The 23,543-nt window shown below is 36.6% G+C and carries 26 protein-coding genes and 4 pseudogenes; 18 read left to right on the top strand and 12 right to left on the bottom strand.

The window, feature by feature from the left end; genetic code table 11:
- Positions 1-17: 17 nt before the first annotated feature.
- Positions 18-473 carry an AAA family ATPase gene (locus G0029_RS08675; protein WP_180106448.1) on the bottom strand — a complete coding sequence of 152 codons (456 nt, stop codon included), beginning with the start codon at positions 471-473 and terminating at the stop codon, positions 18-20.
- A 131-nt stretch (positions 474-604) separates the two neighbouring features.
- On the opposite strand from G0029_RS08675, the gene argC reads away from it, so the two are divergent.
- The 5 genes from argC (at position 605) to G0029_RS08650 (ending at position 5,638) form a co-directional block, all read left to right on the top strand.
- Positions 605-1,657 (top strand): N-acetyl-gamma-glutamyl-phosphate reductase, encoded by a 1,053-nt coding sequence (gene argC / locus G0029_RS08670; protein ID WP_180084340.1) that lies wholly within the window; start codon positions 605-607, stop codon positions 1,655-1,657.
- Positions 1,658-1,736: 79 nt separating this feature from the next.
- On the top strand, positions 1,737-2,486 hold the full coding sequence (locus G0029_RS08665; RefSeq protein ID WP_180022835.1) for a hypothetical protein: 750 nt from the start codon (positions 1,737-1,739) through the stop codon (positions 2,484-2,486).
- Positions 2,487-2,504: 18 nt separating this feature from the next.
- On the top strand, positions 2,505-2,918 hold the full coding sequence (gene clpS / locus G0029_RS08660) for an ATP-dependent Clp protease adapter ClpS (protein WP_180051274.1): 414 nt from the start codon (positions 2,505-2,507) through the stop codon (positions 2,916-2,918).
- Positions 2,919-2,930: 12 nt separating this feature from the next.
- Positions 2,931-5,207: an ATP-dependent Clp protease ATP-binding subunit ClpA gene (gene clpA / locus G0029_RS08655; protein ID WP_180106446.1), complete on the top strand. Its 2,277-nt coding sequence runs from the start codon at positions 2,931-2,933 to the stop codon at positions 5,205-5,207.
- Positions 5,208-5,284: 77 nt separating this feature from the next.
- Entirely contained in the window at positions 5,285-5,638 is a 354-nt protein-coding gene (locus tag G0029_RS08650) for a YnfA family protein (RefSeq protein ID WP_111883867.1), read from the top strand.
- A 64-nt stretch (positions 5,639-5,702) separates the two neighbouring features.
- Here the strand turns inward: G0029_RS08650 and G0029_RS08645 are convergent, their stop codons facing one another.
- From G0029_RS08645 to G0029_RS08635, 3 genes are all read right to left on the bottom strand, one after another.
- Positions 5,703-6,179, bottom strand: a complete 477-nt coding sequence (locus tag G0029_RS08645; RefSeq protein ID WP_180005563.1) for a hypothetical protein — start codon at positions 6,177-6,179, stop codon at positions 5,703-5,705.
- Between the two features lie 90 nt (positions 6,180-6,269).
- A complete protein-coding gene (gene argF, locus G0029_RS08640) occupies positions 6,270-7,190 on the bottom strand; it encodes an ornithine carbamoyltransferase (protein ID WP_078193464.1) in 921 nt (306 codons plus the stop codon).
- Between the two features lie 112 nt (positions 7,191-7,302).
- Entirely contained in the window at positions 7,303-7,956 is a 654-nt protein-coding gene (locus tag G0029_RS08635; RefSeq protein ID WP_180023757.1) for a TetR/AcrR family transcriptional regulator, read from the bottom strand.
- Positions 7,957-8,195: 239 nt separating this feature from the next.
- Between G0029_RS08635 and prpB the strand changes: the two genes are divergently transcribed.
- Both prpB and prpC read left to right on the top strand, forming a co-directional pair.
- A complete protein-coding gene (gene prpB / locus G0029_RS08630; RefSeq protein ID WP_180023756.1) occupies positions 8,196-9,080 on the top strand; it encodes a methylisocitrate lyase in 885 nt (294 codons plus the stop codon).
- A 3-nt stretch (positions 9,081-9,083) separates the two neighbouring features.
- Positions 9,084-10,220, top strand: a complete 1,137-nt coding sequence (gene prpC / locus G0029_RS08625) for a 2-methylcitrate synthase (RefSeq protein WP_111883699.1) — start codon at positions 9,084-9,086, stop codon at positions 10,218-10,220.
- Between the two features lie 64 nt (positions 10,221-10,284).
- Here the strand turns inward: prpC and G0029_RS08620 are convergent, their stop codons facing one another.
- The gene (locus G0029_RS08620) at positions 10,285-10,902 is read right to left on the bottom strand and encodes an aminotransferase (protein WP_180106444.1); all 618 of its coding nucleotides are present in this window, start codon (positions 10,900-10,902) and stop codon (positions 10,285-10,287) included.
- 78 nt (positions 10,903-10,980) lie between these two features.
- On the bottom strand, positions 10,981-11,457 hold the full coding sequence (locus tag G0029_RS08615; RefSeq protein WP_168379808.1) for a CinA family protein: 477 nt from the start codon (positions 11,455-11,457) through the stop codon (positions 10,981-10,983).
- 236 nt (positions 11,458-11,693) lie between these two features.
- On the opposite strand from G0029_RS08615, the gene G0029_RS08610 reads away from it, so the two are divergent.
- From G0029_RS08610 to G0029_RS08570, 9 genes and pseudogenes are all read left to right on the top strand, one after another.
- Positions 11,694-11,924: a hypothetical protein gene (locus G0029_RS08610; protein ID WP_078190858.1), complete on the top strand. Its 231-nt coding sequence runs from the start codon at positions 11,694-11,696 to the stop codon at positions 11,922-11,924.
- Positions 11,925-12,435: 511 nt separating this feature from the next.
- Positions 12,436-12,582: a hypothetical protein gene (locus G0029_RS08605; protein ID WP_180106442.1), complete on the top strand. Its 147-nt coding sequence runs from the start codon at positions 12,436-12,438 to the stop codon at positions 12,580-12,582.
- Positions 12,583-13,114: 532 nt separating this feature from the next.
- Positions 13,115-13,323, top strand: a pseudogene (locus G0029_RS08600) (cold-shock protein).
- A gap of 932 nt (positions 13,324-14,255) precedes the next feature.
- Positions 14,256-14,477, top strand: coding sequence for a transposase (locus tag G0029_RS08595; protein ID WP_067766975.1), 222 nt, complete (start codon positions 14,256-14,258; stop codon positions 14,475-14,477).
- A gap of 123 nt (positions 14,478-14,600) precedes the next feature.
- Positions 14,601-14,816, top strand: coding sequence for a cold-shock protein (locus tag G0029_RS08590; RefSeq protein ID WP_067766972.1), 216 nt, complete (start codon positions 14,601-14,603; stop codon positions 14,814-14,816).
- 3 nt (positions 14,817-14,819) lie between these two features.
- Positions 14,820-15,032: a hypothetical protein gene (locus G0029_RS08585; RefSeq protein ID WP_180102256.1), complete on the top strand. Its 213-nt coding sequence runs from the start codon at positions 14,820-14,822 to the stop codon at positions 15,030-15,032.
- Between the two features lie 54 nt (positions 15,033-15,086).
- Positions 15,087-15,431, top strand: a pseudogene (locus tag G0029_RS08580) (hypothetical protein); the annotation flags it as partial.
- Positions 15,432-15,600: 169 nt separating this feature from the next.
- Positions 15,601-15,870: a hypothetical protein gene (locus G0029_RS08575; protein WP_078193453.1), complete on the top strand. Its 270-nt coding sequence runs from the start codon at positions 15,601-15,603 to the stop codon at positions 15,868-15,870.
- A 367-nt stretch (positions 15,871-16,237) separates the two neighbouring features.
- Positions 16,238-16,447, top strand: a complete 210-nt coding sequence (locus G0029_RS08570) for a cold-shock protein (RefSeq protein WP_111883687.1) — start codon at positions 16,238-16,240, stop codon at positions 16,445-16,447.
- A gap of 769 nt (positions 16,448-17,216) precedes the next feature.
- On the opposite strand, the gene G0029_RS08565 is transcribed toward G0029_RS08570, so the two are convergent.
- Positions 17,217-17,450 carry a DUF2171 domain-containing protein gene (locus G0029_RS08565; protein ID WP_078190806.1) on the bottom strand — a complete coding sequence of 78 codons (234 nt, stop codon included), beginning with the start codon at positions 17,448-17,450 and terminating at the stop codon, positions 17,217-17,219.
- Between the two features lie 329 nt (positions 17,451-17,779).
- On the opposite strand from G0029_RS08565, the gene G0029_RS08560 reads away from it, so the two are divergent.
- Positions 17,780-17,977 carry a hypothetical protein gene (locus tag G0029_RS08560; protein ID WP_111883685.1) on the top strand — a complete coding sequence of 66 codons (198 nt, stop codon included), beginning with the start codon at positions 17,780-17,782 and terminating at the stop codon, positions 17,975-17,977.
- A 138-nt stretch (positions 17,978-18,115) separates the two neighbouring features.
- On the opposite strand, the gene G0029_RS08555 is transcribed toward G0029_RS08560, so the two are convergent.
- Complete coding sequence (locus tag G0029_RS08555) at positions 18,116-18,676, bottom strand: lipocalin family protein (RefSeq protein ID WP_111883684.1); 561 nt, start codon at positions 18,674-18,676, stop codon at positions 18,116-18,118.
- Between the two features lie 526 nt (positions 18,677-19,202).
- Between G0029_RS08555 and G0029_RS08550 the strand changes: the two are divergent.
- A pseudogene (locus tag G0029_RS08550) lies at positions 19,203-21,172 on the top strand (BCCT family transporter).
- A 72-nt stretch (positions 21,173-21,244) separates the two neighbouring features.
- On the opposite strand, the pseudogene G0029_RS08545 reads toward G0029_RS08550, so the two are convergent.
- The 4 genes and pseudogenes from G0029_RS08545 to G0029_RS08530 all read right to left on the bottom strand — a co-directional run.
- Positions 21,245-21,745 (bottom strand): annotated as a pseudogene (locus G0029_RS08545) (catalase); the annotation flags it as partial.
- A 126-nt stretch (positions 21,746-21,871) separates the two neighbouring features.
- A complete protein-coding gene (locus G0029_RS08540; protein ID WP_078193447.1) occupies positions 21,872-22,567 on the bottom strand; it encodes a DUF421 domain-containing protein in 696 nt (231 codons plus the stop codon).
- 43 nt (positions 22,568-22,610) lie between these two features.
- On the bottom strand, positions 22,611-22,907 hold the full coding sequence (locus G0029_RS08535; protein ID WP_078193446.1) for a hypothetical protein: 297 nt from the start codon (positions 22,905-22,907) through the stop codon (positions 22,611-22,613).
- Positions 22,908-22,991: 84 nt separating this feature from the next.
- Positions 22,992-23,399, bottom strand: a complete 408-nt coding sequence (locus G0029_RS08530; protein WP_180109706.1) for a hypothetical protein — start codon at positions 23,397-23,399, stop codon at positions 22,992-22,994.
- Positions 23,400-23,543: the final 144 nt, after the last annotated feature.

Genomic DNA, 23,543 nt, shown 5'->3' with positions numbered 1-23,543 from the left:
AAACACTAAAGCATTTCTTAATATATTATTTCAATTAAATCAAATCCTTCTTGGTATATAGGCGGTTCTAATGCGTAATAAACATTGGTTAATGCCGTCAGATCGACTATTTCATCTGAAGGTCGTTGAGCGTTTCTTTTTATGCATACTTCGAGCGGGATTTGTAACCATACAGCAACGCATTTTTTACCCAATTGTTTAGCTTGCTCAATTATCGGTAGACGTTCAGATTGCTTTACTAAAATAGCATCAAAAATAATATTTTCAGGTTCGCGGGATATTTGGTTTTTGGCCCAAGTTGATTTCCCAGCCCCTTGGCATCCGATCAATATATAAATGATTTTAACCTTTGGGTTAGTTTTTAATTCATGCTTAAAAGCGTCAAAACAGCATTGCCATGCTGGAATATTTCTTTCTTTAGTGAAGACACGACCTTGAGCTGTGGATAGGTAATGATCAGGATTTATATGCATGATCTGACTTAATAGGATTCAGAAGATAAGCTAACATTATAAAGTGAAGCTTTATATGTCAAAACAGTTCAGAAAACCGTAACTTCCTGTCATACTACGCAGTCATCAAATGGATACTTTGAATAGAGGTAATGAGCGTGATTTCAGTAGGTATTGTCGGCGGTACAGGTTACACAGGTGTTGAATTACTGCGTATTTTACTGCGACACCCAAATGCAGAAGTGAAAGTTTTAACTTCGCGTACTGAAAATGGCCGCCGTGTGGATGATATGTTCCCAAGCTTGCGTGGACATACAGACCTTTGCTATTCAGATCTAAATATTGAAGAACTAAAACAATGTGACGTTGTATTCTTTGCGACGCCGCACGGTGTTGCAATGAAACACGCAGAAGAGTTAGTTGCTGCAAATACTAAAGTGATTGACCTTGCTGCTGACTTCCGCTTGCAAGACTTAGCTCAATTTGAGAAATGGTATGGTTTAGACCATGCCTGTCCAGAGCTATTAAAAGATTCAGTTTATGGTTTGTCTGAATTAAACCGTGAAAAAATTCAAAAGGCTTCAGTGATTGGTAACCCAGGTTGTTACCCAACAACTGTTCAGCTCGGTTTAGCGCCAGTATTAAAAGCCGAAGGATTAGTGAAACCTGAAAGCATTATTATTGATGCAAAATCAGGTGTGTCTGGTGCAGGTCGTAAAGCCAGCCTAGGTATGATCTATTCTGAAAATGCAGATAACTTTAAAGCATATGGTGTAGCAGGTCACCGTCATCATCCCGAAATAGTAGAAGCCTTAGAAAATATTTCAGGTCAAAAAGGTGTGTTTAACGAAATTTTATTCGTACCGCATTTAGTACCGATGATTCGTGGCATGCTCAGCACTATCTATATTGATTTGACAGACGCAGGTGCTTCTGCGGATTTACAAAGCATATATGAACAGTTCTATGCTAATGAGCAGTTTGTAGATGTTATGCCTGCAGGTAGCTCACCTGAAACACGTACTGTTCGTGGTGCGAACCAATTACGTATTGCGATTTGCAAACCTCAGCCGAAAAAATTAGTGATTTTGGTGGCTCAAGACAACTTGGTGAAAGGTGCAGCAGGTCAAGCCGTACAAAATATGAACTTGATGTTTAGTTTTGCTGAAAATGCAGGACTTCAAGGCATTGGTTTATTACCATAAGAAACGATTTAAAACTTCACACACATTTAAAACTGGATTTAAATGTGTGCCTTGAGTGAACTAAAAATAAGAGATGACGATGTCGAATACAGAATCTAATTTCAAGTCAGAACCTGAAAACAGTGAAAAAACGCCTTTTATGAAGACGAATATGCCACTGGCGATTGGTGCAGTTGTACTTGCATTGAGCAGCGGTTTTCTCGGATATAGTATCGGTCATCGTCAGGGCTTAACTGTGGTCGGTTATGATGCAGATGCAGAGCAACTTGTTGATGTGGTGCAAAAGCAAAAAACTGAATTAGCAGGCCTGAATAAAAGTTTGAATGCGGCAATCCAAGAGCGTGATGTCGCTGTAAGTAATTCAAATGATTTATATTTGGCTGTTAAAAAAGCACGTGATGATCAAGAATTAACGGGTAATTTAGGTGTTTTGTATCGTGAAGTATTACGCCAACGTGGTGGTATGCCTCTTGCAGTACAACATTTAGCGATTAAACCGTTACCTGAAAATGCGTATGAATACCAACTTGATCTCGTTCAAGTAAGTCCGTCAAAAAGTAATGTGTCTGGAAGTGTTGAGCTGCGTCTAATTAAGGGTACAGAAGTACTTGCAGTGCCTTTAGAAGACAAAAACTTTAACTTTAGCGAAAGTGAGCGACTCACTGGACGTTGGACCATGCCAAAAGGCTTTAGTCCAGACTTTATTGAAGTGCGTTTAAGCGGTTCTAAACCCGTTATTCGCCGTTTTAGCTGGTCGAAAGGTCAGCCTGTTGAAAATCAATCTGCTTTCCTTTCAGAAATTCCTCAAACTGAAGCAAGTGCAAACTAAGTGTGAAACCTAAATCCTATGCGAACCAATAAGCGTCAAACGTGTTTATCTGACATTAAAAATTCATTTTACCAATCTGGTTTAGTGGACTGGCATCTAAACCCGACTCTCAGCCAAGGTATGCAGGATGATGGTGATTCAGACATTCAAGTATTGACTGCGCCACCTGAGTTAAAGCGTCCTCCTATGTATGCTGTCGTTTTAATGAACGATGATTACACTCCAATGGACTTTGTAATTGAAATTTTACAACAATACTTTGCTTTGAATCTTGACCAAGCCACTCAAGTAATGCTAACTGTACATTATGAAGGAAAGGGTGTTGCAGGGGTTTATCCGCGAGACATCGCAGAGACTAAAGCAAATCAGGTCAATAATTACGCTCGGTCGCAAAGTCATCCATTACTTTGTCAGATTGAGCCAAAAGATTAATAAGGGGATTACATGCTCAGTCGTCAATTAGAAGTATCACTACGTTTGGCTGTCAGCATGGCTCGTCAAAAGAGACATGAATTTTTGACGGTAGAACATTTATTATTGGCTTTACTGGATAATGATTCCGCTGTTAATGCATTGAAAGCATGTGGCGCAGACATTATTGTACTTCGCAAAGAACTTGAAGAATACGTAGAACAACATACCCCTAAGCTTGGCGAAAATAGCGATCAAGCGCCACATCCTACAGAAAGTTTTGATCGTATTTTGCAGCGTGCAATTTTCCATGTGCAATCGAGTGGTAATGACCGCACTGTAGAAGGTGCAGACATTTTAGTTGCGATGTATTCAGAGCGTGATTCATTTGCGGTGTATTTACTTAAACGCCATCAAATCAACCGTTTGACATTAACGCAGTACTTGTCTCATGGCACACGTAAAGATGAAGTTCAAGCCGAAGAAGAAATAGAAGAGCTCGATGGTGAAAGTACTACGTCTTCAAATTCTGGCCCATTAGAGCTTTATACGACCAATCTCAATGTTGAAGCTCAAAAAGGCAAAACAGATCCACTGATTGGTCGTGAAAAAGAGATTGAACGTACAGCTCAAATTCTATGCCGTCGCCGTAAAAATAACCCACTTTTGGTGGGTGATCCGGGTGTAGGTAAAACTTCGATTGCTGAAGGTTTGGCTTGGCTCATTGTAAATGGCAAAGCTCCTAAACCGCTTGAAAATGCAGAAGTATTTAGTTTAGACATTGGTGCTTTAGTTGCAGGAACTAAATACCGTGGTGATTTTGAAAAGCGTTTAAAACAACTGTTAAATGCATTGAAGAAAAAGCCCGAAGCTATTTTATTTATTGATGAAATTCATATGATCATCGGTGCAGGCTCAAGTATGGGCAGCACGATGGATGCATCGAACCTCATCAAACCAGCTTTGGCGAATGGTACTTTACGTTGTATCGGTTCAACGACTTTCCAAGAATACCGTCAAGTTTTTGAAAAAGATCATGCATTATCTCGTCGTTTCCAAAAAATTGATGTCAATGAACCATCTATTTCAGAAACGATTGATATTCTGCGTGGCTTAAAAGGTAAATTTGAAGAATTCCATCATGTGAAATACGAAGATCAAGCGTTGGTTTCTGCGGTTGAACTATCAGCGAAATTTATCAATGATCGTTTCTTACCTGATAAAGCCATTGATGTGATTGATGAAGCTGGTGCGCAGCGTCGTTTAAAAGCTGAGCAAGATGATACGGTCATTTCAGTTGAAAACATTGAAGATATCGTTTCGAAAATTGCCCGTATTCCACCGAAAACTGTGTCTAAAGATGACAAGAGCGTCCTTGAAAATCTTGAGCGTGATCTGAAACGTGTGGTGTTCGGTCAGGATGAAGCGATTGAAGCGCTTGCATCTGCGATTAAATTATCTCGTGCAGGTCTAAAAGCACCAGATAAGCCAGTGGGTAATTTTGTATTTGCTGGTCCTACAGGTGTGGGTAAAACTGAAGTCACTAAGCAATTGGCAAAATTATTAGGCGTTGAACTTGTACGTTTCGATATGTCGGAATACATGGAACGTCATGCCGTATCTCGTTTAATTGGTGCGCCTCCGGGTTATGTAGGTTTTGATCAAGGTGGTTTGTTGACCGACGCGATTCATAAAAATCCGCATTGCGTACTTTTACTAGACGAAATTGAGAAAGCACATCCAGATGTCTTTAATTTGTTACTTCAAATTATGGATCATGGTTCATTAACGGACAACAATGGTCGTAAGTCTGACTTCCGTAACGTCGTGTTAGTGCTGACTACCAATATTGGTGCAGAATCAATTTCACGTGTGAGCATTGGTTTCATGGATCAAGATAACAGTAATGATAACCAAGACGCGATGAAAAAAGCCTTCTCTCCGGAGTTCCGTAACCGCTTAGATGGTGTTATTCAATTTAAAGCATTGCCAACAACTGTCATTGAAAGTGTGGTTGATAAGTTTTTAACAGAGCTTCAGGCACAGTTAGATGACAAAAAAGTGGTTCTTGAGGTTGACCAAGATGCACGCGAATGGATGGCAGAGCAAGGATACGATCGCTTGATGGGCGCTCGTCCAATGCAGCGTTTAATTCAAGAGCATTTGAAGAAACCGCTTGCTGAAATGATTTTGTTTGGCGAGCTTGCGGAACATGGCGGTAATGTTGGTGTTTCAGTGAAGAGAGAAAATGGTAAAGCTGTGGGCTTAAAACTCGAAGTGTTTGAAGACCAAACCGCTGAACCTGCTTAAGTAATTTAATTAACGAAAAACCCGTGCTTGCACGGGTTTTTTATATTTATTCGACGCTAGATTTGGGTTTCTCAATGATGGACATACCATTAACAAAAGTGCTGACCACATTTGGTTTATTTGCACTGACAGCACTGATGGAAATTTTAGGCTGTTACTTCCCATATTTGATTTTAAATCAGCAAAAATCGCAGTGGTTATGGATTCCAACAGCGCTTGCATTGGCTGCATTTGTTTGGTTATTGACGTTGCATCCAGCAGCTTCGGGTCGTATCTATGCAGCCTATGGCGGAATCTACATTTTCTCTGCATTGCTGTGGTTGCGTTTTGTCGATCACGTAGTTCTAACACGTTGGGATATGCTAGGTGGCGTCATTGTGTTGGTGGGCGCAGCTGTGATTGTATTACAGCCTCAAGGTTTAATTCGTTAAGTCAAACAATGCAAAAGTTAAACCAAGAGCTGTAAGAAACCAAGAGCTGTAAGAAATTAGATATTTATTTAAATTTGCACTCTGTATTTTTAATGATAATTTCGTATTGATTGCTACCCGAGCTTAGATCCATTTCAATTTTATATGGATTAACACGTTGAAATTGATGCTCGAATAGTAATTCACAGTTTTGGAGTGAATTATGCTTGATGAGTTGCTTCACCTTATGTTCACCGACTGATTGTTCAAATTGCGCAAAATCAGGGGTGGTGATAATACCATCAATTTCAATCTTATCCGCTTCAATTTCCATTTTTTCCATCAACATATTCTGATCAACTTGATAGGGAAGAGTGCGTGAATCTTCATCACTAATGGCAGCCAGTATTTCGTTTAAACCTGTTTTATTTTTAATTTTAAAATTGCTATCTAAAATCTGATTTTTCACCAAGTATTGATCTAATTCACTTGGTTCACCAGCAAAGCTAAAAGTAGATAAGCTCAATCCAAGAGCCAATAAGCAAATATTTCTTAAACGCATAATCTTAATCACTTATAAAAGTTATGGTTTTATTAAAGCATGCAAAAACAAAAAAAGCACCCGAAGGTGCTTTTTTATCTAAGTAAAACCTTAGTCTTTTTTAAGATTTTCGTTAATTAAAAATTCTACAAGTGCTTTTTGTGCATGTAAGCGATTTTCAGCTTCATCCCAAACCACAGCATTTTTGTGGTCAAGCATATTTTCAGAAATTTCTTCGCCACGATGCGCAGGTAAGCAGTGCATAAATAGGCAGTCAGCGTGAGCAAGATCCATCAGGCGTTCATTCACTTGATAATCAGCAAACGCTTTTTCACGAATTTTTTGCTCTTCTTCTTGGCCCATACTTGCCCAAACATCTGTAACGATTAAATCTGCATTAACTGCAGCATCTTCGGCAGAATCAACAAGTTCCACACAGTGTGCAAATTCAGATAAAAATTCTGCTTTAGGTTCATAGCCCTTAGGTGCAGCGATTTTTAATTTAAAGCCCCACATATGAGCCGCTTCAATATATGAGTTACACATATTGTTGCCATCACCAATCCAAGCAACCGTTTTACCTTCAATAGAACCACGGTGTTCAACAAATGTTTGAACATCGGCAAGTAATTGGCAAGGGTGGTGATCATCTGTTAATGCATTGATGACAGGAACTTTTGAATAAGAAGCAAAACGTTCAACAATGTCATGACCAAAAGTACGAATCATTACAATATCAAGCATGCTTGAAATCACGCGTGCAGAATCTTCTACTGGCTCGCCACGCCCTAATTGAGAGTCGCGAGATGAAAGGAAAATTGCACTACCACCAAATTGGCTCATTCCTGCTTCAAACGATACACGTGTACGGGTGCTCGATTTCTCAAAAATCATGCCCATGACTTTACCAACGAAAGGTTGGAAAACTTCATTGTTATGCTGTTTGCGCTTGAGTTCGATACCGCGCTGTACAATTTGATTAAGTTCTAAAGTCGATAAATCGCGTAAAGTTAGAAAGTGACGTAGAGCCATTGTTACTCCACAATAATTGCTGAATCAAAAAACAAAACAACAATTAGTTGTTGGTTGGTTAGAGAAAAAGGAATCGATTAATATACTATAAGAGAGGTAAATTGCAAAAAATCTAGCGCTTTTGGTGACCGTCTAGGAAACGATCGACGCAATAACTGATGTAATTGATGGTTTCTTGATCATTTTCATCAATGGTGATGCCCATGAGAACGCGCCATTCTAAATTTCGCAAAATTCCAAAATAAAATTGAGCCGAAAACAGCGGGTTTTCACAATACAGCAAACCGTGTTGATGCGCTTGATTTAAAATTTCTGCAACGGTGTTCTGAATTTGTTTTGGGCCTTGCTCATGAATATAACGTGCTATTTCAGGATTACGTCCTGTTTGTTCTAAGACTAACCGCATAAATGCCGCATTTTCAGGCATCACGATATGCTGATGAAAGTCACTTAAAGTATTGATGAGATAAGCACGAATATCGGTGTCAGGGCTGACTGTAAATGGTAGGCAAATATCTTTGAAAAATAAGCAGCGACGATAGTCACAAATAGCCTTAAATAACCCGTCTTTATTACCAAAATATTTATAGATTGACGCTTTTGAACCACCCGCATGATTCACGATGTCATCTAATGAAACTGCATCAAACCCATGTTTTAAAAAAAGCTCCGTAGCACTTTCTAAAAGCGCAACACATCGTTCATGTCCGCGCCGCGTTTGTGGCTGGTCATGCGTTAAAGGTTCAATGTGTATTAAATCTTGCATAAAGTGATAATATTTAACAAAAAAAGAGCTGATTTGACGATAATTATAGCAAAAAATTCAGTACTTTTCTGCTTTGCTCATAAATAAGGGATCTTTGACTAAAGAATAACAACAGATAGGTGACAAGTGAAATATTTGACTAAAGTTTTAGAGTTAATATTCTACAAAGCCATAGAGTTGGAAAAAAATATGGATATACTCAAACTTCGAAAATTAAAGTAAATGCCGTGGAAAGGAATATGACACAACAAACGTCTGCAGGCTTAAGATTTAGACAAGCATTGGAAATCGAAAAACCATTACAAATCATTGGCACAGTAAATGCCTATGCAGCAATGATGGCAAAAGAAGTTGGCTATAAAGCCATATATTTATCTGGTGCAGGTGTGGCGAACTATTCATATGGTTTACCTGACTTAGGCATGACCAGTTTAGACAATGTTTTGGAAGATGTTCGTCGTATTACTGAACGTGTAGATACGCCATTACTCGTCGATATCGATACAGGTTGGGGCGGTGCATTTAACATTGCTCGTACTGTGAAACAAATGATTGCTGCGGGTGCAGCAGCGGTTCATATCGAAGACCAAGTCGCGCAAAAACGCTGTGGACACCGTCCGAACAAAGAAATTGTGACGCAGCAGGAAATGGTTGACCGTATTAAAGCGGCTGTCGATGCAAAAACTGATTCAAACTTTGTGGTGATGGCACGTACAGATGCTTTGCAGAAAGAAGGTCTGCAAGCAGTGATTGACCGTGCATGTGCATGTGTAGAAGCCGGTGCTGATGCGATCTTTGCTGAAGCAATGACTGATATTACCATGTACAAAACTGTCTGCGATGCAGTCGGTGTCCCTGTACTGGCAAACATTACAGAGTTTGGTGATACCCCTTACTACACCAAAGAAGAACTAGGCGAGCAGGGTATTGCAATGGTGCTTTACCCATTATCACCAACACGTGCAATGCAAAAAGCGGCACTCGAAGTAATGCATGCGATCCGCAATGAAGGTACACAAGTCAATGTACTGGATAAAATGCAACAACGAAAAGAACTCTATCAATTCCTCGATTATCACACTTTTGAAAACACCTTAGATAAATTGTTCACTGAAGGAAAATAAAAAATGGCTGAAGGAAAAGTACTCACGGGCGCAGGACTGCGCGGACAAGTAGCTGGTAAAACTGCATTGTCAACTGTAGGCAAAAGTGGTGCGGGCTTAACCTATCGTGGTTATGACGTTCAAGACTTGGCAGAAAACTGTCAGTTTGAAGAAGTCGCGTACCTGATTTTCTTTGGTGAATTACCAACAACAGAACAGCTTGCAGCATACAAAGCCAAACTCAAATCATTGCGTCAATTACCGCAGGCGTTGAAAGAGGTGTTAGAACGCATTCCTGCTGACTCGCACCCAATGGATGTGATGCGTACAGGCGTTTCAATGCTTGGAAATTTAGAAACTGAAAAATCGTTTGAAGAGCAACAAGATGTTGCAGACCGTATTTTGGCAACACTACCGGCAATCATCTGCTATTGGTACCGTTTCAGCCATGATGGCGTACGTGTAGAAGAAAACACTGATGATGATTCAATCGGCGCACAATTCCTACATTTACTGCGTGGTGAAAAACCAAATGAATTGCATGAGCAAGTGATGAACGTGTCACTGATTCTATATGCAGAGCATGAATTTAATGCCTCTACATTCACAGCGCGTGTATGTGCATCAACATTGTCTGATATGCATTCTTGTATTACAGGTGCAATTGGTTCACTTCGTGGTCCATTACATGGCGGTGCAAACGAAGCTGCAATGGAAATGATTGAAAACTGGACGTCTCCAGAAGAAGCTGAGCGTGAAATGTTGGGCAAACTTGAGCGTAAAGAAAAGATCATGGGCTTTGGTCATGCGATTTACAAAGATAACGATCCACGTAATGGCATTATCAAGAAATGGTCTGAACGCCTAGCAAAAGATGTCGGTGATACTGTACTTTATCCTGTATCAGTGCGCTGTGAAGAAGTGATGTGGCGTGAGAAGAAATTATTCTGTAATGCTGATTTCTTCCATGCATCTGCATATCATTTCATGGATATTGCAACTAAACTGTTTACGCCAATTTTCGTGATGAGCCGTGTAACGGGTTGGGCAGCACACGTGATGGAACAACGTGCGGACAATCGTATTATTCGCCCAAGTGCGGACTATACAGGTCCGGAATTACGTAAAGTTGTGCCAATTGCAGAGCGTTCTGCAGCATAATTTTAAGTGTAATAAAAAAGCCTCAAAAGAGGCTTTTTTATTATTTGTTATTTAATTTAACAATCTATTTGGATAGTAAAACTGGATCTTCAACGCTATATCCTGTTTCAAATGGAATCCCTAGATATTTAACAGTTACTAAATAAAAAGGCTTTTGCACTACACGATAAGTTTTAGAGATTTTTAAACCTTCTTTATAGGTCTCAGCCTTTTGTACAGCGCTTTTATACTGCGAATTTTTAACACGATATTGATAGGTCCATTTATCAATGGTTTCAGTGGGGTCATACCATGATTTTGCAGTGCCATTCATGGTTGTTAATACCTGTATTCGAGCATTATTGTTATTTACAGGTGTTAACTTGACTAAACGTTTTTTTATTTTCGCGATTTCTTTATCAAACTGGGTGCTGTCTTGATCGTAATCAATCCGTTTTGTCTTTGGATTAATATACAAAGACTTCACTGTAATTAATTGCGTCGGCTTTTGGCTATTTAATTGATAATAATATAATTGTGGTAAACGACCACGACCATCTTCAAAATGACGCATTAAATAGATTTTTTGATCTTTTTTATCAAAACCTAAAACCTCAATGGTTTGAGGGCCGCCTACCGTCGCGAAAGCAGAGCAGGACAGTAGGGTGCTAATTGCGAATGCATTGAAATGACGTAGCTGCATTTTCTTGTCCTGATAAGTAAATTCCTTAATACAGTATGCGATGCAAAATGATATTTAAATATGAAGATTATGTATGTTTTATTCTGCATTTAAGATGTCTAATACACTGTGAGCAACATTTTCAGTTAACTGATCTAGGCGTTCTAAAGCCGTACCTAAAATAAAATAGTGATAATTATAGATACGACCGTCATGTAAGATTGAAATATAAAATGTACCTTCGGGTTTTTCTACGGTTGCACTGCCACCAGGTTTGAGTAATCCAGTGCAGGCCACCACAAAGTCCGCATGTAAAAATAGTTGTTGTCCTTGCTCAGCCATCGCTTGAGTCACTTCTGCGGATTCGGCCGTAAATTTTTCTATTAGTAGAGGATCTACTTTTAAAATTTCACGCTTGATTGATGGATCATAGCTCACTAGTCCACCTAATAAGATATCTGCACCACTATTCTTATAAATTGAAAATTGACTACATAAATAACCAGAGCTTGCACTCTCGATAAACGCGATAGTCATGGATTTTTGTTCTAAAGCATCGCAACACTGTTTAAGCATGTGCTTACCCCAAAGTAGAATGGTGAATGATCATTAGTATTCTTAAAATTTTAGCATTGATTTCGCTCGCCTGTAATTTCACTAAAAGTCTAAGTTGGTACTGTGTGTGTTGTGGAATTCACGAAAATAGCGTGATTGTTTAGAAGCTGTACGAAAATATGAAATAAAGGTTTCTTCGGAAGGAAAACGATGTTAAAACTTAAAATAAAGAGCGTAACAAAAGTAGGTTTATTTCAATGAAAACGACTGTTAAATATGTAGTATTAAAAAGCCTAGACTATCAATTGGGCACGCCACTTTTTCAAGAAGAATTAGACGCAGATAGCCTGTATTTTGATCAAATTCCGGCTGTAATTCAGTATCAAAATCATCAATTCAAAGTGAAAAGCAAAGAGTTAAAGCGAGTTTATTTGGCGGAAGAAAATGAAGACATGCAAACCATTATTGTGAAAGTACTTGCCGTTTAATTTCGATCAATTTGTAGTATTAAAAATACAGTTCTCATTGAGTTGGGAGCTGTTTTTTTGTATTTGACAGACTCAAATTTATATATAAATCTAGATTTAAAGGAGATATGTATTTTTAATGACCACTTGATCGTGTCGTCTTCGCTATTCGACTAACAGCTATTTAATCCCCCAGATATTATTTAGTATAATTTATCTGTTTTTTCATAGGGGGAAGAAATGATGGACTTATTTAAATTTCTAAAAAGCTTTAATACAACGGGCACTTATCTTTTAATTTCAACGATTTCGCTAGTATGCTTAGTTGTGTATTTCTATTTTATTAATCCAAAATGATCTAAGTTGGTTACCAACATCTTTGGCTTTAAATAAAAAGCTTAGTAAGTAAAACTACATAATTAAATTTTTTATCAAAAATATTGATATAAATTTTTGAATAAATTTAAAATAGAGCTAATGGTTTTAATTCATTTGTGTATGGGTAAAGCCAAAACGATAGCAAGGTTTTTCTATGCAAGATTTTATGAAAGAAGAAGCGCCACGTACGAAAGATTTTGGACGTAGGTTTGTTCATCTAGGAATTATATTGTGGAATAAGACCTTACCGGTAGGTTTGTGCAACAAAGCCTTTAACGATATAAAAACTTTAATTTTTTAAATTGTAAAAAAATAACTTTTAAGACTTTTAGGTTGTGTATTTTAATTAAACTTAACAATGGTTTAGCTAGATATTTAAAATGGATAAAATTAATATCTTTAATTTACATTAATTTTTTATTTTTTTTCTATTTCGCACTTTTTAAATTTATACAATTTAGTTAGATTTATAGAACAACAATTCTAAATCGAGCAATCAAAATGCCCAATCTATATGATCATCATGTTTTAAGGCAGATCTATGATTTTATAGTCGAACGGGAAGGATTCGAAAAATTAACACCCTATAACCAAGCTATGGAGTTTTTCAAAGAACTTTCTCAAGGAGATCAATCGGACGTCATACAAACGGAGCCAAATATCCTTTATGGAAAATTTGGGAGTATATCTAAAATCAATCTTAGATTAGTACCCTTATTTCGAGAAAAGGATAAGTTCTTAAAATGGGCTTATGAGCAACTAAACTAACTAAATAACTTACTAAGTATTACTAAAGAGTATGAAATAACAAACTCAAACATTAGGAATAAAAAATGACTAACAATACCAGCGGTATAGTGAAATGGTTCAATGAAGGTAAGGGATTTGGATTTATACAATCTGATAGTGGTGAAGATTTATTTGCACACTACAGTAAAATAAATATGAGTGGATATAAAGTACTGAAAGAAGGCCAGCGTGTACAATTTGAAATTACTCAAGGAAAAAAGGCCGACAAGCTAGCAATATCACAGTTATGTAAGGCAACTGTGTTGGGGTGCTAAACGCAGTTAATATACACGATAGTTTGGCCGTAAAAAATTTTTGAGGTTTCTCCATATGCGTAAAAGCTTCAAAATACTTATTACAATATTTCTATGTAGTTTAATCGTTGTCTGTTTTGTGGTTCATAGACAGAACACGGAAATAAGGTTAAGTGAAATGGAACGACTGGTTAAATAATATTTAAGCTCTTAAATTTAAATAATTAATTTAATATATCAGGGACCCTTAAAATGTTACAACTTATAAAATGCTTGGTTGGTATTCATGGTGAGATGGTTACACGAAAGTGCTTTGATGGAAATTTAATTTTTTTGTCAGAGTTGTTTAAAAGTAAAGAAATAACGGCTCAAAATAATTTAAAGTTTCAGAAAATCCCGCTAGGAAGTAGCGGGATTTTTTTGGTGACTATGTGACAGACAAAGCACAGGCGAACCTAGACTTAGAAATTAGTATGAAGTGTTGTAATCCTAATGCCCCGAATATGCCTAGCTAACAAAAAAGTTAATTTATAAGTTATGAAATATAAATAAAATTGAAATAACATTAGGTATATATTAAAATATTTGATATAGTGTGTTTGATCGAATCCGTAAGCGGAACGGTAGTGTTTGAGTTGTTAACGGAATTGCGTATTCCCTCCATTCTGATGTTCAAGCGTCAAATTCAAACAGTTAACGCATAGCATGAATTCGCATCATGCCGATCAAGGGAAGCCTGCAGCTATCCGTGGGTTTTCCTTAAATCATATTTTTAAGATAATGATTTAATTTTTATATCTTTTCTTAAATTTCACAGCTACTGTAAATATCATAAGTTTAAATTTTTCTTAAGTGAACAATCTCCAAAATTAAAGTTGGTTTTATTTTTAATACTATTCTGTTTACAAAAGCTCATTATATGAGTCAATAAATGAACATATCTAACGGCTGGACTACTGCTTCAGCAACTAACGGCGATGAAATTCGTGTGAATATTATTCCGTTAAAAAAAATTCAAAGCAATTTGAATGGTAAAACCTTAGTTGAAGTTGCTAAACAAGTTGTCTTGGAATCAGGACAAAAGTTAACTTTAAATATTGATGGTAAATCTTTTTATACTGAACTAAATAAACTATATAAATTGTATTTTTAAACATTCACTCTCAAACCTAAACAGTTTAGAGCTAAATTTTTTAATTAAATTATTTATAGATTAACTATTTATTTTCTTAATTTTTGAAGAACTCTAAATTAAATATTATTAAAGGAAATTATTATGTCAAATTTAACTACAGGCACTGTTAAGTGGTTTAACGATACTAAAGGCTTCGGTTTCATCGCGGCTGATAATGGCGAAGAGGTCTTTGCTCATTTTTCTCAAATCATTTCAGGTGGTTTCAAATCACTTGCTGAAGGTCAGCGTGTACAATTTAGCGTATCAAAAGGTCAACGTGGTTTCCAAGCGAGTGAAATCGTTGGGATTGATGGCTAATACATGGATACTTTACTAAACAAAGTAATGTTAGATGTGGTTGATCAACATGGCGCTGTCTATACACTAGAAGCTATGTGCGAAAAGTCATCTGATGAGCCAAATAGTTTTGGGGATTGCGTCCGTTATCTAAATATAGATGATGAAATAATTAAGCCTAGCTTTGATATGCATTTCTACAGTGATAAAACTGGAAAAATATTTAAGTTATTTTAATTTTTACATGCAATTAAATTAACCTCCTCCGGGAGGTTTTTTATTGGGTGAAATATGGAGCCTGATGTATATAAAGCGCTAACCAAAAAGATACGTCCCAAAAAGAAACCACGCACCAGGCCTTTACCTAAAGCCAGTGAAAAATACTTAGAAGCATTCGAGAGGTTAAAAGAAATATTAGACCGGATGGAAATGAAGTATGAGGAGTACTTTCATTTCAAAAGTACCAAACATTGGCGTTTTGATTTACACCTCATCGAACATCGCATGCTAATTGAAATAGCAACTGGTCCATGGTCTGGAGGTCGCAAGGGTAAACTAGCAACAAAGGCTTGGAGTATGGATCGTTATGACCATGCTGAAGAATTGGGGTATCGATTTCACAGATTTGAACTTGCAGATATCAATATGGGGCGGGCAAAGGCCTGACTAAAAGCTTAAAAAAAACATGAGTTATCTTAAATTAGATATTTCAAAGCATATTGTTTCAGGATGCTAGATTACTTTAATTTTCTCATAATAACCGTTAGTTTGGGATTCCAACCTTAACAATTATGAGAAGAAAGTCATGAATAAAAATTTTGAATTACATGTTTTAAGCCAGATTTATGATTTTCTGATAGAGCGAACTGAACATTCACAGCAAGGTTTGCATAACAAGGTTCTGGAGTTTTTCAAAGAACTTAATTTAGGTAATGACAATGATTTTGAAATTGTTGATCCTAAAAAGATTGCGGGTAAATTTGGAGCAGTGAGTTTTATTCACTTAATCAATGTACCAAACTTTCATGATAAAGATAAATTTTTAAAATGGGCATACACGCAGTTGAATCGATAGTTTATATTAATTAGCTTTAAAGATATATTTTGAATACATATTTTGATTAAAGTGCTTTATAATTTACTGGCTCATATCAGCGCAAATGAATTGGGTGAAGCCCCACATGTATATGTGGGGCTTTTTTCATTCAATTTATGGAAAGTGTGAATGATCGAATATTACAATCTATATCTGATTATTACCTTAATATGAGGGATATTTATCACTTTTGTGTGTAATTGCAAAATAAAACAAGAACTTGATTCACATAGATCTAACAGTTGTATCCTCATATTTAAGGATTATTGGTTATATTGAATATGCTTGTTAATTAATCAATATTTACAGCAATTTCTAAACTTATAATTACTTAAAGGAAATATGAATGTCTAATTTAACAAACGGTACAGTGAAGTGGTTCAACGGTACAAAAGGTTTTGGATTTATTGCTTCCGATACTGGTGAAGAATTATTTGCACACTATAGTGAAGTACGAATCGATGGCTATAAAGTACTAGAGGAAGGTCAGCGTGTAATGTTTGAAATTACGAATGGTAAGAAAGGCAAGCAAGCCAGCAATATCCAAATTCTCTAAAAAATATTTACTAAACATGTAATGACATGTCATGTCTTGACCCGTCAATAATTGACGGGTTTTTGTCATTAATTGCCATTAAGTTTTAATATTTAAATGCTTAATTAAAATGAAAACTTCATGATAAGAGCAATAAAAATGATCTTTACAAGACTACAAGTACTGATTGGCGGACTAATTATAAGTGTGTTGATTTCTTCTGTGTGGATTTACCATGAAAAGAAGAAACAACGACGGGAAGAAATTCAAAAAATCATCGTCGAAGCTAGAGCAGGATTAAGTCACGCTCAATAATAGGAGCTAAACTTGGAATACTTTAGACCATTCCCTCCTTCAGATCTAATTGATCAGGCCGAGGAAGAAGACGCCATACGTCTTGCAGCAGCACAAGAATTATTGGCCTGGGTGAAAGATAATTATTTGAATGTAGGGATAACTTCATAATCTAGACAATCATTAATATATGAAAAACTTTATTTAAAGACTTTCTTATTATTTATCTCATAAATGATATTTCATAAATTTACACAGTAACCGTCATACTTTGTTAGTGTAGAGGTTTAGCAAATATATAGGCCTAAGTATGAAAGCGTTAGCAATTATAAGCGTAGTACTAGTAATTGGGCTGGTAGGTTGCCAGCAAAAAGACAGTAATGAAAATGAAGAGACGACAACACCTCACACATTAGATAAAGACTAACTTACTCGAATGATTTCACCAGATATAAAAAAACCCTCACTAAGAGGGTTTTTTTATAGAATAGAGGTTTTAAGCTTCAACCCAAGTATCTTTAACTTCTTGAGAGTCTTTAGTCAGTACAATTTTATTGTCTGTAATTTCACCAACCCATGAAACTGGAATTAAGTGGTGATGGCCGTCACCATGTTTAGTCAGTTTAATTTGATCTGAACCTTGCAAGTGGTCTACTTCACCAACTTTAGTCCCACATGAAGCAATTACATCTGCATGGCTCTTAATATTTTCAACATTAATAGTAGTCATTAGAATATTTTCCTATTTCAATGTGAGTGAGCATTCAGCCTATCGTAAATAGACGCTGATATCAGGGATTGAAATAGAAGGGATACAAAGGGTCTTATGTTCTTACGTTCTTGGCCAGATAAATTACATTGTATTATTTAGAAATAAGTTTTGATTTGGGCGTTTTACGACCTTTTTATAGTTTTTTTGGATACTTTTTATCTCTTGGAAATACGAAAACTTGCAAATATTATCTTAATTTGTAATCCTTTCGGCCAAGGGTGTCTAGCTATGCTAAGGCAGGTATTTGTTGTAGTCGGGCCGCTATAACGCGGATAACGAGTGCCTGTATGTTTAACTTAAAGATTTTTAACAAAGTCTCTACGGAAGTATTGACTATAAAAAATGATCTCCAGCTTAATTCAGAGCTGCAACTTATTAATAAATATAAATCTTCTGATTCTGATGTGTATAAGCAAGCAATTGTTTTAATTTTCAAAGATCGTGGATATTCAAATTTAGAAATTGGTCAATTATTAGAAAGATAAATTTATTTGTAATCAGTTTAGGAAAAGAGCCTTTGCCTAGCGCAGAAAGCATATATTGTTCTAAGCACTTATTTTTAAATTTAATACAAATAATGGATCATTAAATTAAAAAGCCCTCAATAAGAGGGCTTTTAAAGCTTATTTATGTTTAGTCTTAATTAGATCTGATAAATCAAAACCGATGGATTTTGCATAATCTAAGTATTCATCAACTGTGGCCTGGTCAGGGTTAGCAGTTCTGCTGAGTACCCAAAGGTATTTTTTATTTGGTGACCCAACTAGTGCAGTTTGATAGTCATCATCAATTTTTAGAACCCAATAATCGCCACGGCCTACTGGCAACCAACGAATTGCTTTTGGTAAAAAGCTCACTTTAAGTTTCGAGTTTGCTGGCGCGTTCTGAACATATGCTTCACCTATTGATTGGTTGAGTTTACCATCTGCGCTATAACAACTGTTATCAACTTTGACGTTACCATTTTCATTTAAAGAATATTTAGCTGTGACGTTATAATCACATTTATTTTGGAAATAAAGTGGCTTACGTGCAATCTCATGCCAAGTACCAAGATATTTATTTAAATCTACTTTTGGTACCGCTTGAACTTCCGTAGTATTTGCATTTGCCGTTGAGAGCAATGAGCCTGCAATAAGTACTGCACCACCAGCTAAAAGGAGCTTACGGGTTTTTGAATTCATGTTATAAGCCTGCTTTAATTTGAAAGTGAATTAATTACTATAAATTGCTTTTCAGCTCATTTTGTTTTTTTATGTATTAAGTATTTGATCTTTAATCATTGTTTCAGCTTTAAAATTTATTAAGTGTGTTTAATACTCATTTTATAAGATCAACAAAATTTTTACGTAATCATATAAACTCTAGAAAAGAATAAATGTTTAATCTCAGCAAAGCGATGAGTATTTCCTACATTAGCAAATCAATTCCGTAGAGAATAAACAGGGCGTCAAATAAGAAAAAAATTGAAAACTATGATTATGGATCGTTTTCTTAATTTGCTTTACTACTTAATATTGGATTATATATCTAAAAATATGATAACATGCTCAAACTCTAAACAACGGCTTTGAACGAGTCAGCTTTAAATTTTCAAACGAAAATGAAAATGCCAGCACTTTTCAATACAAGCCTGTTTCTTTCGCAAGTAGCGGATATCTCTTTGATCAATTTAGATCTGTCTTACAAATAAAACGGAATAGGGAAGGTATGTCTTCATTGAAACCGTCATGGTATTCCAATGTGAATCCAAATGTGTTTATTAGCACAGTTGTTATTATCGGCATTTTTATTGCCATTGTATTTTTAGCTCCCAATGCTTTTGATTTAATAACTAAACAACTGAATCAATGGGTTACAAACTCATTTAGTTGGTTCTATGTGCTATCTGTAGCCATTTTTCTAATAGTGCTTATTTATATTGCCTGTTCAAATATGGGTAAAATTAAACTTGGTTTAGATCATAGTCAGCCAAAATATAGTAATAGCTCCTGGTTCGCTATGCTATTTACTGCTGGTATGGGTATTGGCTTAATGTTCTTCGGTGTCGCGGAGCCAGTGATGCACTATGTATCACCTCCAACCGGTGAACCAGAAACTATCCAATCAGCTCAGCAAGCTATGCGTGTAACATTCTTCCATTGGGGACTTCATGCTTGGGCAATCTACACAATTGTTGGCTTGGCGTTAGCTTACTTTGCTTATAGACACAATCTACCTCTAAAAATTCGCTCTGCGTTATATCCTCTCATAGGAAAAAAAATCTATGGTCCAATTGGTGATGGTGTAGATACCTTTGCAACGATCGGTACTGTATTTGGTGTCGCAACGACTTTAGGTTTTGGTGTGACACAAATTAACTCCGGCCTGAATTATCTATTCGGGATTGAATATTCAACGACGACGCAACTAATTCTAATCGTCATTGTTACAGCTATGGCCTCTTTGTCCGTATTTATGGGCTTAGACAAGGGTATTAAACGATTATCAGAGATCAATTTAGGCTTAGCATTAACCCTCTTATTATTTGTATTTTTTGCTAGTTCAAGCATTTTTATATTGCAAACGACTATCCAAAACACGGGGCAATACATTTCAAATTTGTTCAATATGACCTTTAATTTATATGCCTACCAGTCTGATGGTTGGATCGGTGGTTGGACAATTATGTACTGGGCATGGTGGATTTCATGGTCACCATTTGTAGGTATGTTTATTGCGCGTGTGTCTGAAGGACGTACTATTCGTGAGTTTATTGTAGGTGTTTTACTTATTCCAACAGGCTTTACGCTGATCTGGATGGGAGTCATGGGGAATGCTGCACTCTATAGTATTTTAAACGAAGCGAACACCTCGCTGATTTCTGCAGTGCAACGAGATTCATCCGTTGCATTATTTGAATATTTAGGGACCTTGCCATTCTCAGGCTTGATGAGTTTTGTGGCGACTATACTGGTTATGCTATTTTTTGTGACTTCAGCTGACTCTGGTGCACTTGTTACAGACTATTTAACAGCAAAATCGGAAAATTCTCCGACCTGGCAACGATTGTTTTGGACAACAATAATGGCAGTGCTTGCGATTGTTTTGTTGTTCGCTGGAGGTTTAGGAGCTTTGCAATCTGCAACAATGTTGAGTGCATTACCATTCACCTTCGTAATGCTTTTAATTTGCTGGGGCTTAGTCAAGGCTCTACATTTAGATGCAACCAAGATGCAAGCATTACAGGATGCGCGTATTACACCTAGAGCAATTCATAATCCAAGAAGTTGGCAGCAACGTTTAGGATTGATTATGCATTATCCGCATACACGTGAAGAAGTTGAAGATTATATTGAAAAACGGTAAGCCAGGCATTTTCAAATCTACAGAAAGAGTTTAAGCGTCGTCATTTAGATGTGACAGTAAACACGATAGATGATGGCTTGCAGCTACGTGTAAACCATCAAGATGAGATTAACTTTATCTACCAAGTGGTTGTTCAAGAAAAAAATACACCAAGTTTTATGACTGATTCAGCAGAAATTACGCAAGATTATCAAGCTGAAGTGTTTTTGAGGGAAGGTGGTCAAAATTATGACATCATCGAATGGACGCAAGAAGATATTTTGCAAGATGTTATTGATCAATACGAACGTCATCTACATTTTTTAAATCTAGTTAGAACCAAGAACCAATAGATAAAAAAACCGCCCAGAAAGGCGGTTTTTTTATTCATAGTTAAATTAGGCCGGTATAGAAGCAACCTTATCCTTTACAGCGTGGACAAAGTCAGGGAACTTGATTGCGTCCTGAATAAAAAATACAGGAATGTTATTACCGACTAAATCGTAGTTTCCATCTTCGGTATAAAATTTGATGGAAAATCCGCGTACATCACGGACTACATCAGCTGAGCCGCGTCCGCCTTGTACTGTAGAAATTCTGACAAAGATTGGTGTTGGATTTTGAGTATTAGTCAAAAATTTAGCCTTAGTCCATTTTTCGTTGCCTTCATAAGCTTCAAAATAACCATGCGCTCCAACACCACGAGCATGCACTACACGCTCAGGGATACGTTCACGGTCAAAATGAATTAACTTATCTCGTAAGAGAAAATCTTCTAACAGAGTAGGACCAGTCTGATTTATTTTTAAGCTATTTTGATTGTCAGCTACAGGTACACCCAAAGATGAGGTCAGTGTTTTACCATTAGGGTCTACATATGCCTCTTTTTCAAACTGATCAATTTTAGGATTATTTGATTTTTTCATGAGCTACATCCCTTTGTCTGATGTTATTTAGTACATGTGCTAGATAAGGTTTTGCTATTGCATAAAGCTAATATAGACAATAAAGATGCTTGGCAAAATTAGAGTAAAAAATTGTCTATTTTATGTTCAATCTGATGGTTGATTGGAGCTACTTTCACAATAAAAAGCAGATTCAGCCCAGCGGTCACATTTGCAGCGGGGGCACTGAGCATTTAGAGAACTAATAAATTGTGTTTGACCACACAGCATGCACGAATAGTATTTTTTGGAATCAAAACGCTGTGCTTTTTGGTAGTGATCAGGAAAAATTGGTAGTCCCCATTTAATATTATCCTTGGCATAAGGGATTACACTTAGACACCCATCTGTTTCAAGTAAGGCTGATTTGACTTGCCCTAAGTGTTCTATTTTGTTTTGCCTTAGCTCAGCAAAAAATTCGTCATATGAATACTTTTCCTGTTTGATATCTTCAACAATCAATAAGCCATCTTTGACGATATACATTGGCCTACCTTCTAACATGGTTTCAAATGAATCTGATTTCATGATGAGGTATGTAGTTAATCTATAGAGAAGAATAATGACTGCAAATACAATGAGTGCTTGAATGATGGGGATATCATCATTAAACATGGGGTCGCCTGCTGCAGATCCCAAACTTAAAATAATAGCTAACTCAAATACTGAAAGTTGCCTAACACCTCTTTTACCTGAAAATCTTAAAAAAATAATAATTAAGATAAACATAATGATGCATCGGAAAATAATTTCCAATGCAAAGTTAAAAGAGGTGTCATGCAGAATTATTTTTATGAAGTCCATATTTGATACAATTTATTAATTCTAGTTTTACATACATACAGGGTTAAATTTTATCCCAAGCATCCTTAATCGCATGCTTAGCATGTTCCCATTTCAAACGAGAATCTGCTTTAAACTCTTCCCATTTGGTTTGTAAATCCGGCTCAGAATCCTCGAAACGCGCATTTTCACCGTATAAATGACGTTCGCGCTCACCAAGCTCATAAGCTGACCTTAGATCACGGTCATAGTCAATATCGGGTACTTCTCGTTGAAGATCGCCATAGTACGGTCTATTGGAGTAATCCGTACGCCAGTCATGATGTATTGGATGTTCATTTTGATGGTCGTTCATAGTAATAACTCCGATAAATTATTTAATAAATTGCAAAAGTAGTGATCCCTGGGCTACTTCTGCAAATACAAATTACTGTTGTTACTTTGACTATTTGTCTTGCTGATCATTCTGCTGACGCTGTTGATCAGACTGCTGATTTTGTTGGCGTTGGGGTTGCTGCTGCTGTTGCTGACCATTCTGCTGGCGCTGCTGATCATTCTGCTGACGCTGTTGATCAGATTGCTGATTTTGTTGGCGTTGGGGTTGCTGCTGCTGCTGCTGACCATTTTGCTGACGTTGTTGATCAGACTGCTGGTTTTGTTGATGTTGGGGTTGCTGCTGTTGTTGCTGACCATTCTGCTGACGCTGTTGATCAGACTGTTGGTTTTGTTGGTGTTGGGGTTGCTGTTGTTGTTGCTGACCATTTTGCTGACGCTGTTGATCAGACTGCTGATTTTGTTGATGCAGCGGTTTTTGAGTGTTGTTGTTCTCTTGATCTTGGTTATAAATAGACATAATACTGTTCCTTCAAAGATTAATTAGATAATCTACTCAATTACAGTAGATGATTTATTAGTAACATGAATATTATAAATTTAAATATTTAAGATGTTACATAATCTGTATTAGGTTTCATTGTGTTTAAAGATTATGTATTCG

The organism is Acinetobacter sp. YH12138 (assembly GCF_015218525.1).
GTDB classification, from domain to species: Bacteria; Pseudomonadota; Gammaproteobacteria; order Pseudomonadales; family Moraxellaceae; genus Acinetobacter; species Acinetobacter amyesii.
Note: the sequence above shows the minus strand (reverse complement) of the source record. Positions and strands in the feature narration are given on the sequence as shown.

What these genes read in the sequence shown, in the direction of transcription:
- G0029_RS08605 (WP_180106442.1), top strand. Translation starts at nt 12,436, where the DNA reads ATGCAAGATTTTATGAAAGAAGAAGCGCCACGTACGAAAGATTTTGGA.
- clpA (WP_180106446.1), top strand. Translation starts at nt 2,931, where the DNA reads ATGCTCAGTCGTCAATTAGAAGTATCACTACGTTTGGCTGTCAGCATG.
- G0029_RS08555 (WP_111883684.1), bottom strand. Translation starts at nt 18,676, where the DNA reads ATGAATTCAAAAACCCGTAAGCTCCTTTTAGCTGGTGGTGCAGTACTT.
- G0029_RS08645 (WP_180005563.1), bottom strand. Translation starts at nt 6,179, where the DNA reads ATGCGTTTAAGAAATATTTGCTTATTGGCTCTTGGATTGAGCTTATCT.
- G0029_RS08590 (WP_067766972.1), top strand. Translation starts at nt 14,601, where the DNA reads ATGTCAAATTTAACTACAGGCACTGTTAAGTGGTTTAACGATACTAAA.
- G0029_RS08610 (WP_078190858.1), top strand. Translation starts at nt 11,694, where the DNA reads ATGAAAACGACTGTTAAATATGTAGTATTAAAAAGCCTAGACTATCAA.
- G0029_RS08585 (WP_180102256.1), top strand. Translation starts at nt 14,820, where the DNA reads ATGGATACTTTACTAAACAAAGTAATGTTAGATGTGGTTGATCAACAT.
- G0029_RS08650 (WP_111883867.1), top strand. Translation starts at nt 5,285, where the DNA reads ATGGACATACCATTAACAAAAGTGCTGACCACATTTGGTTTATTTGCA.
- G0029_RS08620 (WP_180106444.1), bottom strand. Translation starts at nt 10,902, where the DNA reads ATGCAGCTACGTCATTTCAATGCATTCGCAATTAGCACCCTACTGTCC.
- prpB (WP_180023756.1), top strand. Translation starts at nt 8,196, where the DNA reads ATGACACAACAAACGTCTGCAGGCTTAAGATTTAGACAAGCATTGGAA.
- G0029_RS08615 (WP_168379808.1), bottom strand. Translation starts at nt 11,457, where the DNA reads ATGCTTAAACAGTGTTGCGATGCTTTAGAACAAAAATCCATGACTATC.
- G0029_RS08565 (WP_078190806.1), bottom strand. Translation starts at nt 17,450, where the DNA reads ATGACTACTATTAATGTTGAAAATATTAAGAGCCATGCAGATGTAATT.
- G0029_RS08570 (WP_111883687.1), top strand. Translation starts at nt 16,238, where the DNA reads ATGTCTAATTTAACAAACGGTACAGTGAAGTGGTTCAACGGTACAAAA.
- G0029_RS08635 (WP_180023757.1), bottom strand. Translation starts at nt 7,956, where the DNA reads ATGCAAGATTTAATACACATTGAACCTTTAACGCATGACCAGCCACAA.
- prpC (WP_111883699.1), top strand. Translation starts at nt 9,084, where the DNA reads ATGGCTGAAGGAAAAGTACTCACGGGCGCAGGACTGCGCGGACAAGTA.
- G0029_RS08665 (WP_180022835.1), top strand. Translation starts at nt 1,737, where the DNA reads ATGTCGAATACAGAATCTAATTTCAAGTCAGAACCTGAAAACAGTGAA.
- G0029_RS08530 (WP_180109706.1), bottom strand. Translation starts at nt 23,399, where the DNA reads ATGTCTATTTATAACCAAGATCAAGAGAACAACAACACTCAAAAACCG.
- argC (WP_180084340.1), top strand. Translation starts at nt 605, where the DNA reads ATGAGCGTGATTTCAGTAGGTATTGTCGGCGGTACAGGTTACACAGGT.
- clpS (WP_180051274.1), top strand. Translation starts at nt 2,505, where the DNA reads ATGCGAACCAATAAGCGTCAAACGTGTTTATCTGACATTAAAAATTCA.
- G0029_RS08540 (WP_078193447.1), bottom strand. Translation starts at nt 22,567, where the DNA reads ATGGACTTCATAAAAATAATTCTGCATGACACCTCTTTTAACTTTGCA.
- G0029_RS08675 (WP_180106448.1), bottom strand. Translation starts at nt 473, where the DNA reads ATGCATATAAATCCTGATCATTACCTATCCACAGCTCAAGGTCGTGTC.
- G0029_RS08575 (WP_078193453.1), top strand. Translation starts at nt 15,601, where the DNA reads ATGAATAAAAATTTTGAATTACATGTTTTAAGCCAGATTTATGATTTT.
- G0029_RS08595 (WP_067766975.1), top strand. Translation starts at nt 14,256, where the DNA reads ATGAACATATCTAACGGCTGGACTACTGCTTCAGCAACTAACGGCGAT.
- G0029_RS08560 (WP_111883685.1), top strand. Translation starts at nt 17,780, where the DNA reads ATGTTTAACTTAAAGATTTTTAACAAAGTCTCTACGGAAGTATTGACT.
- argF (WP_078193464.1), bottom strand. Translation starts at nt 7,190, where the DNA reads ATGGCTCTACGTCACTTTCTAACTTTACGCGATTTATCGACTTTAGAA.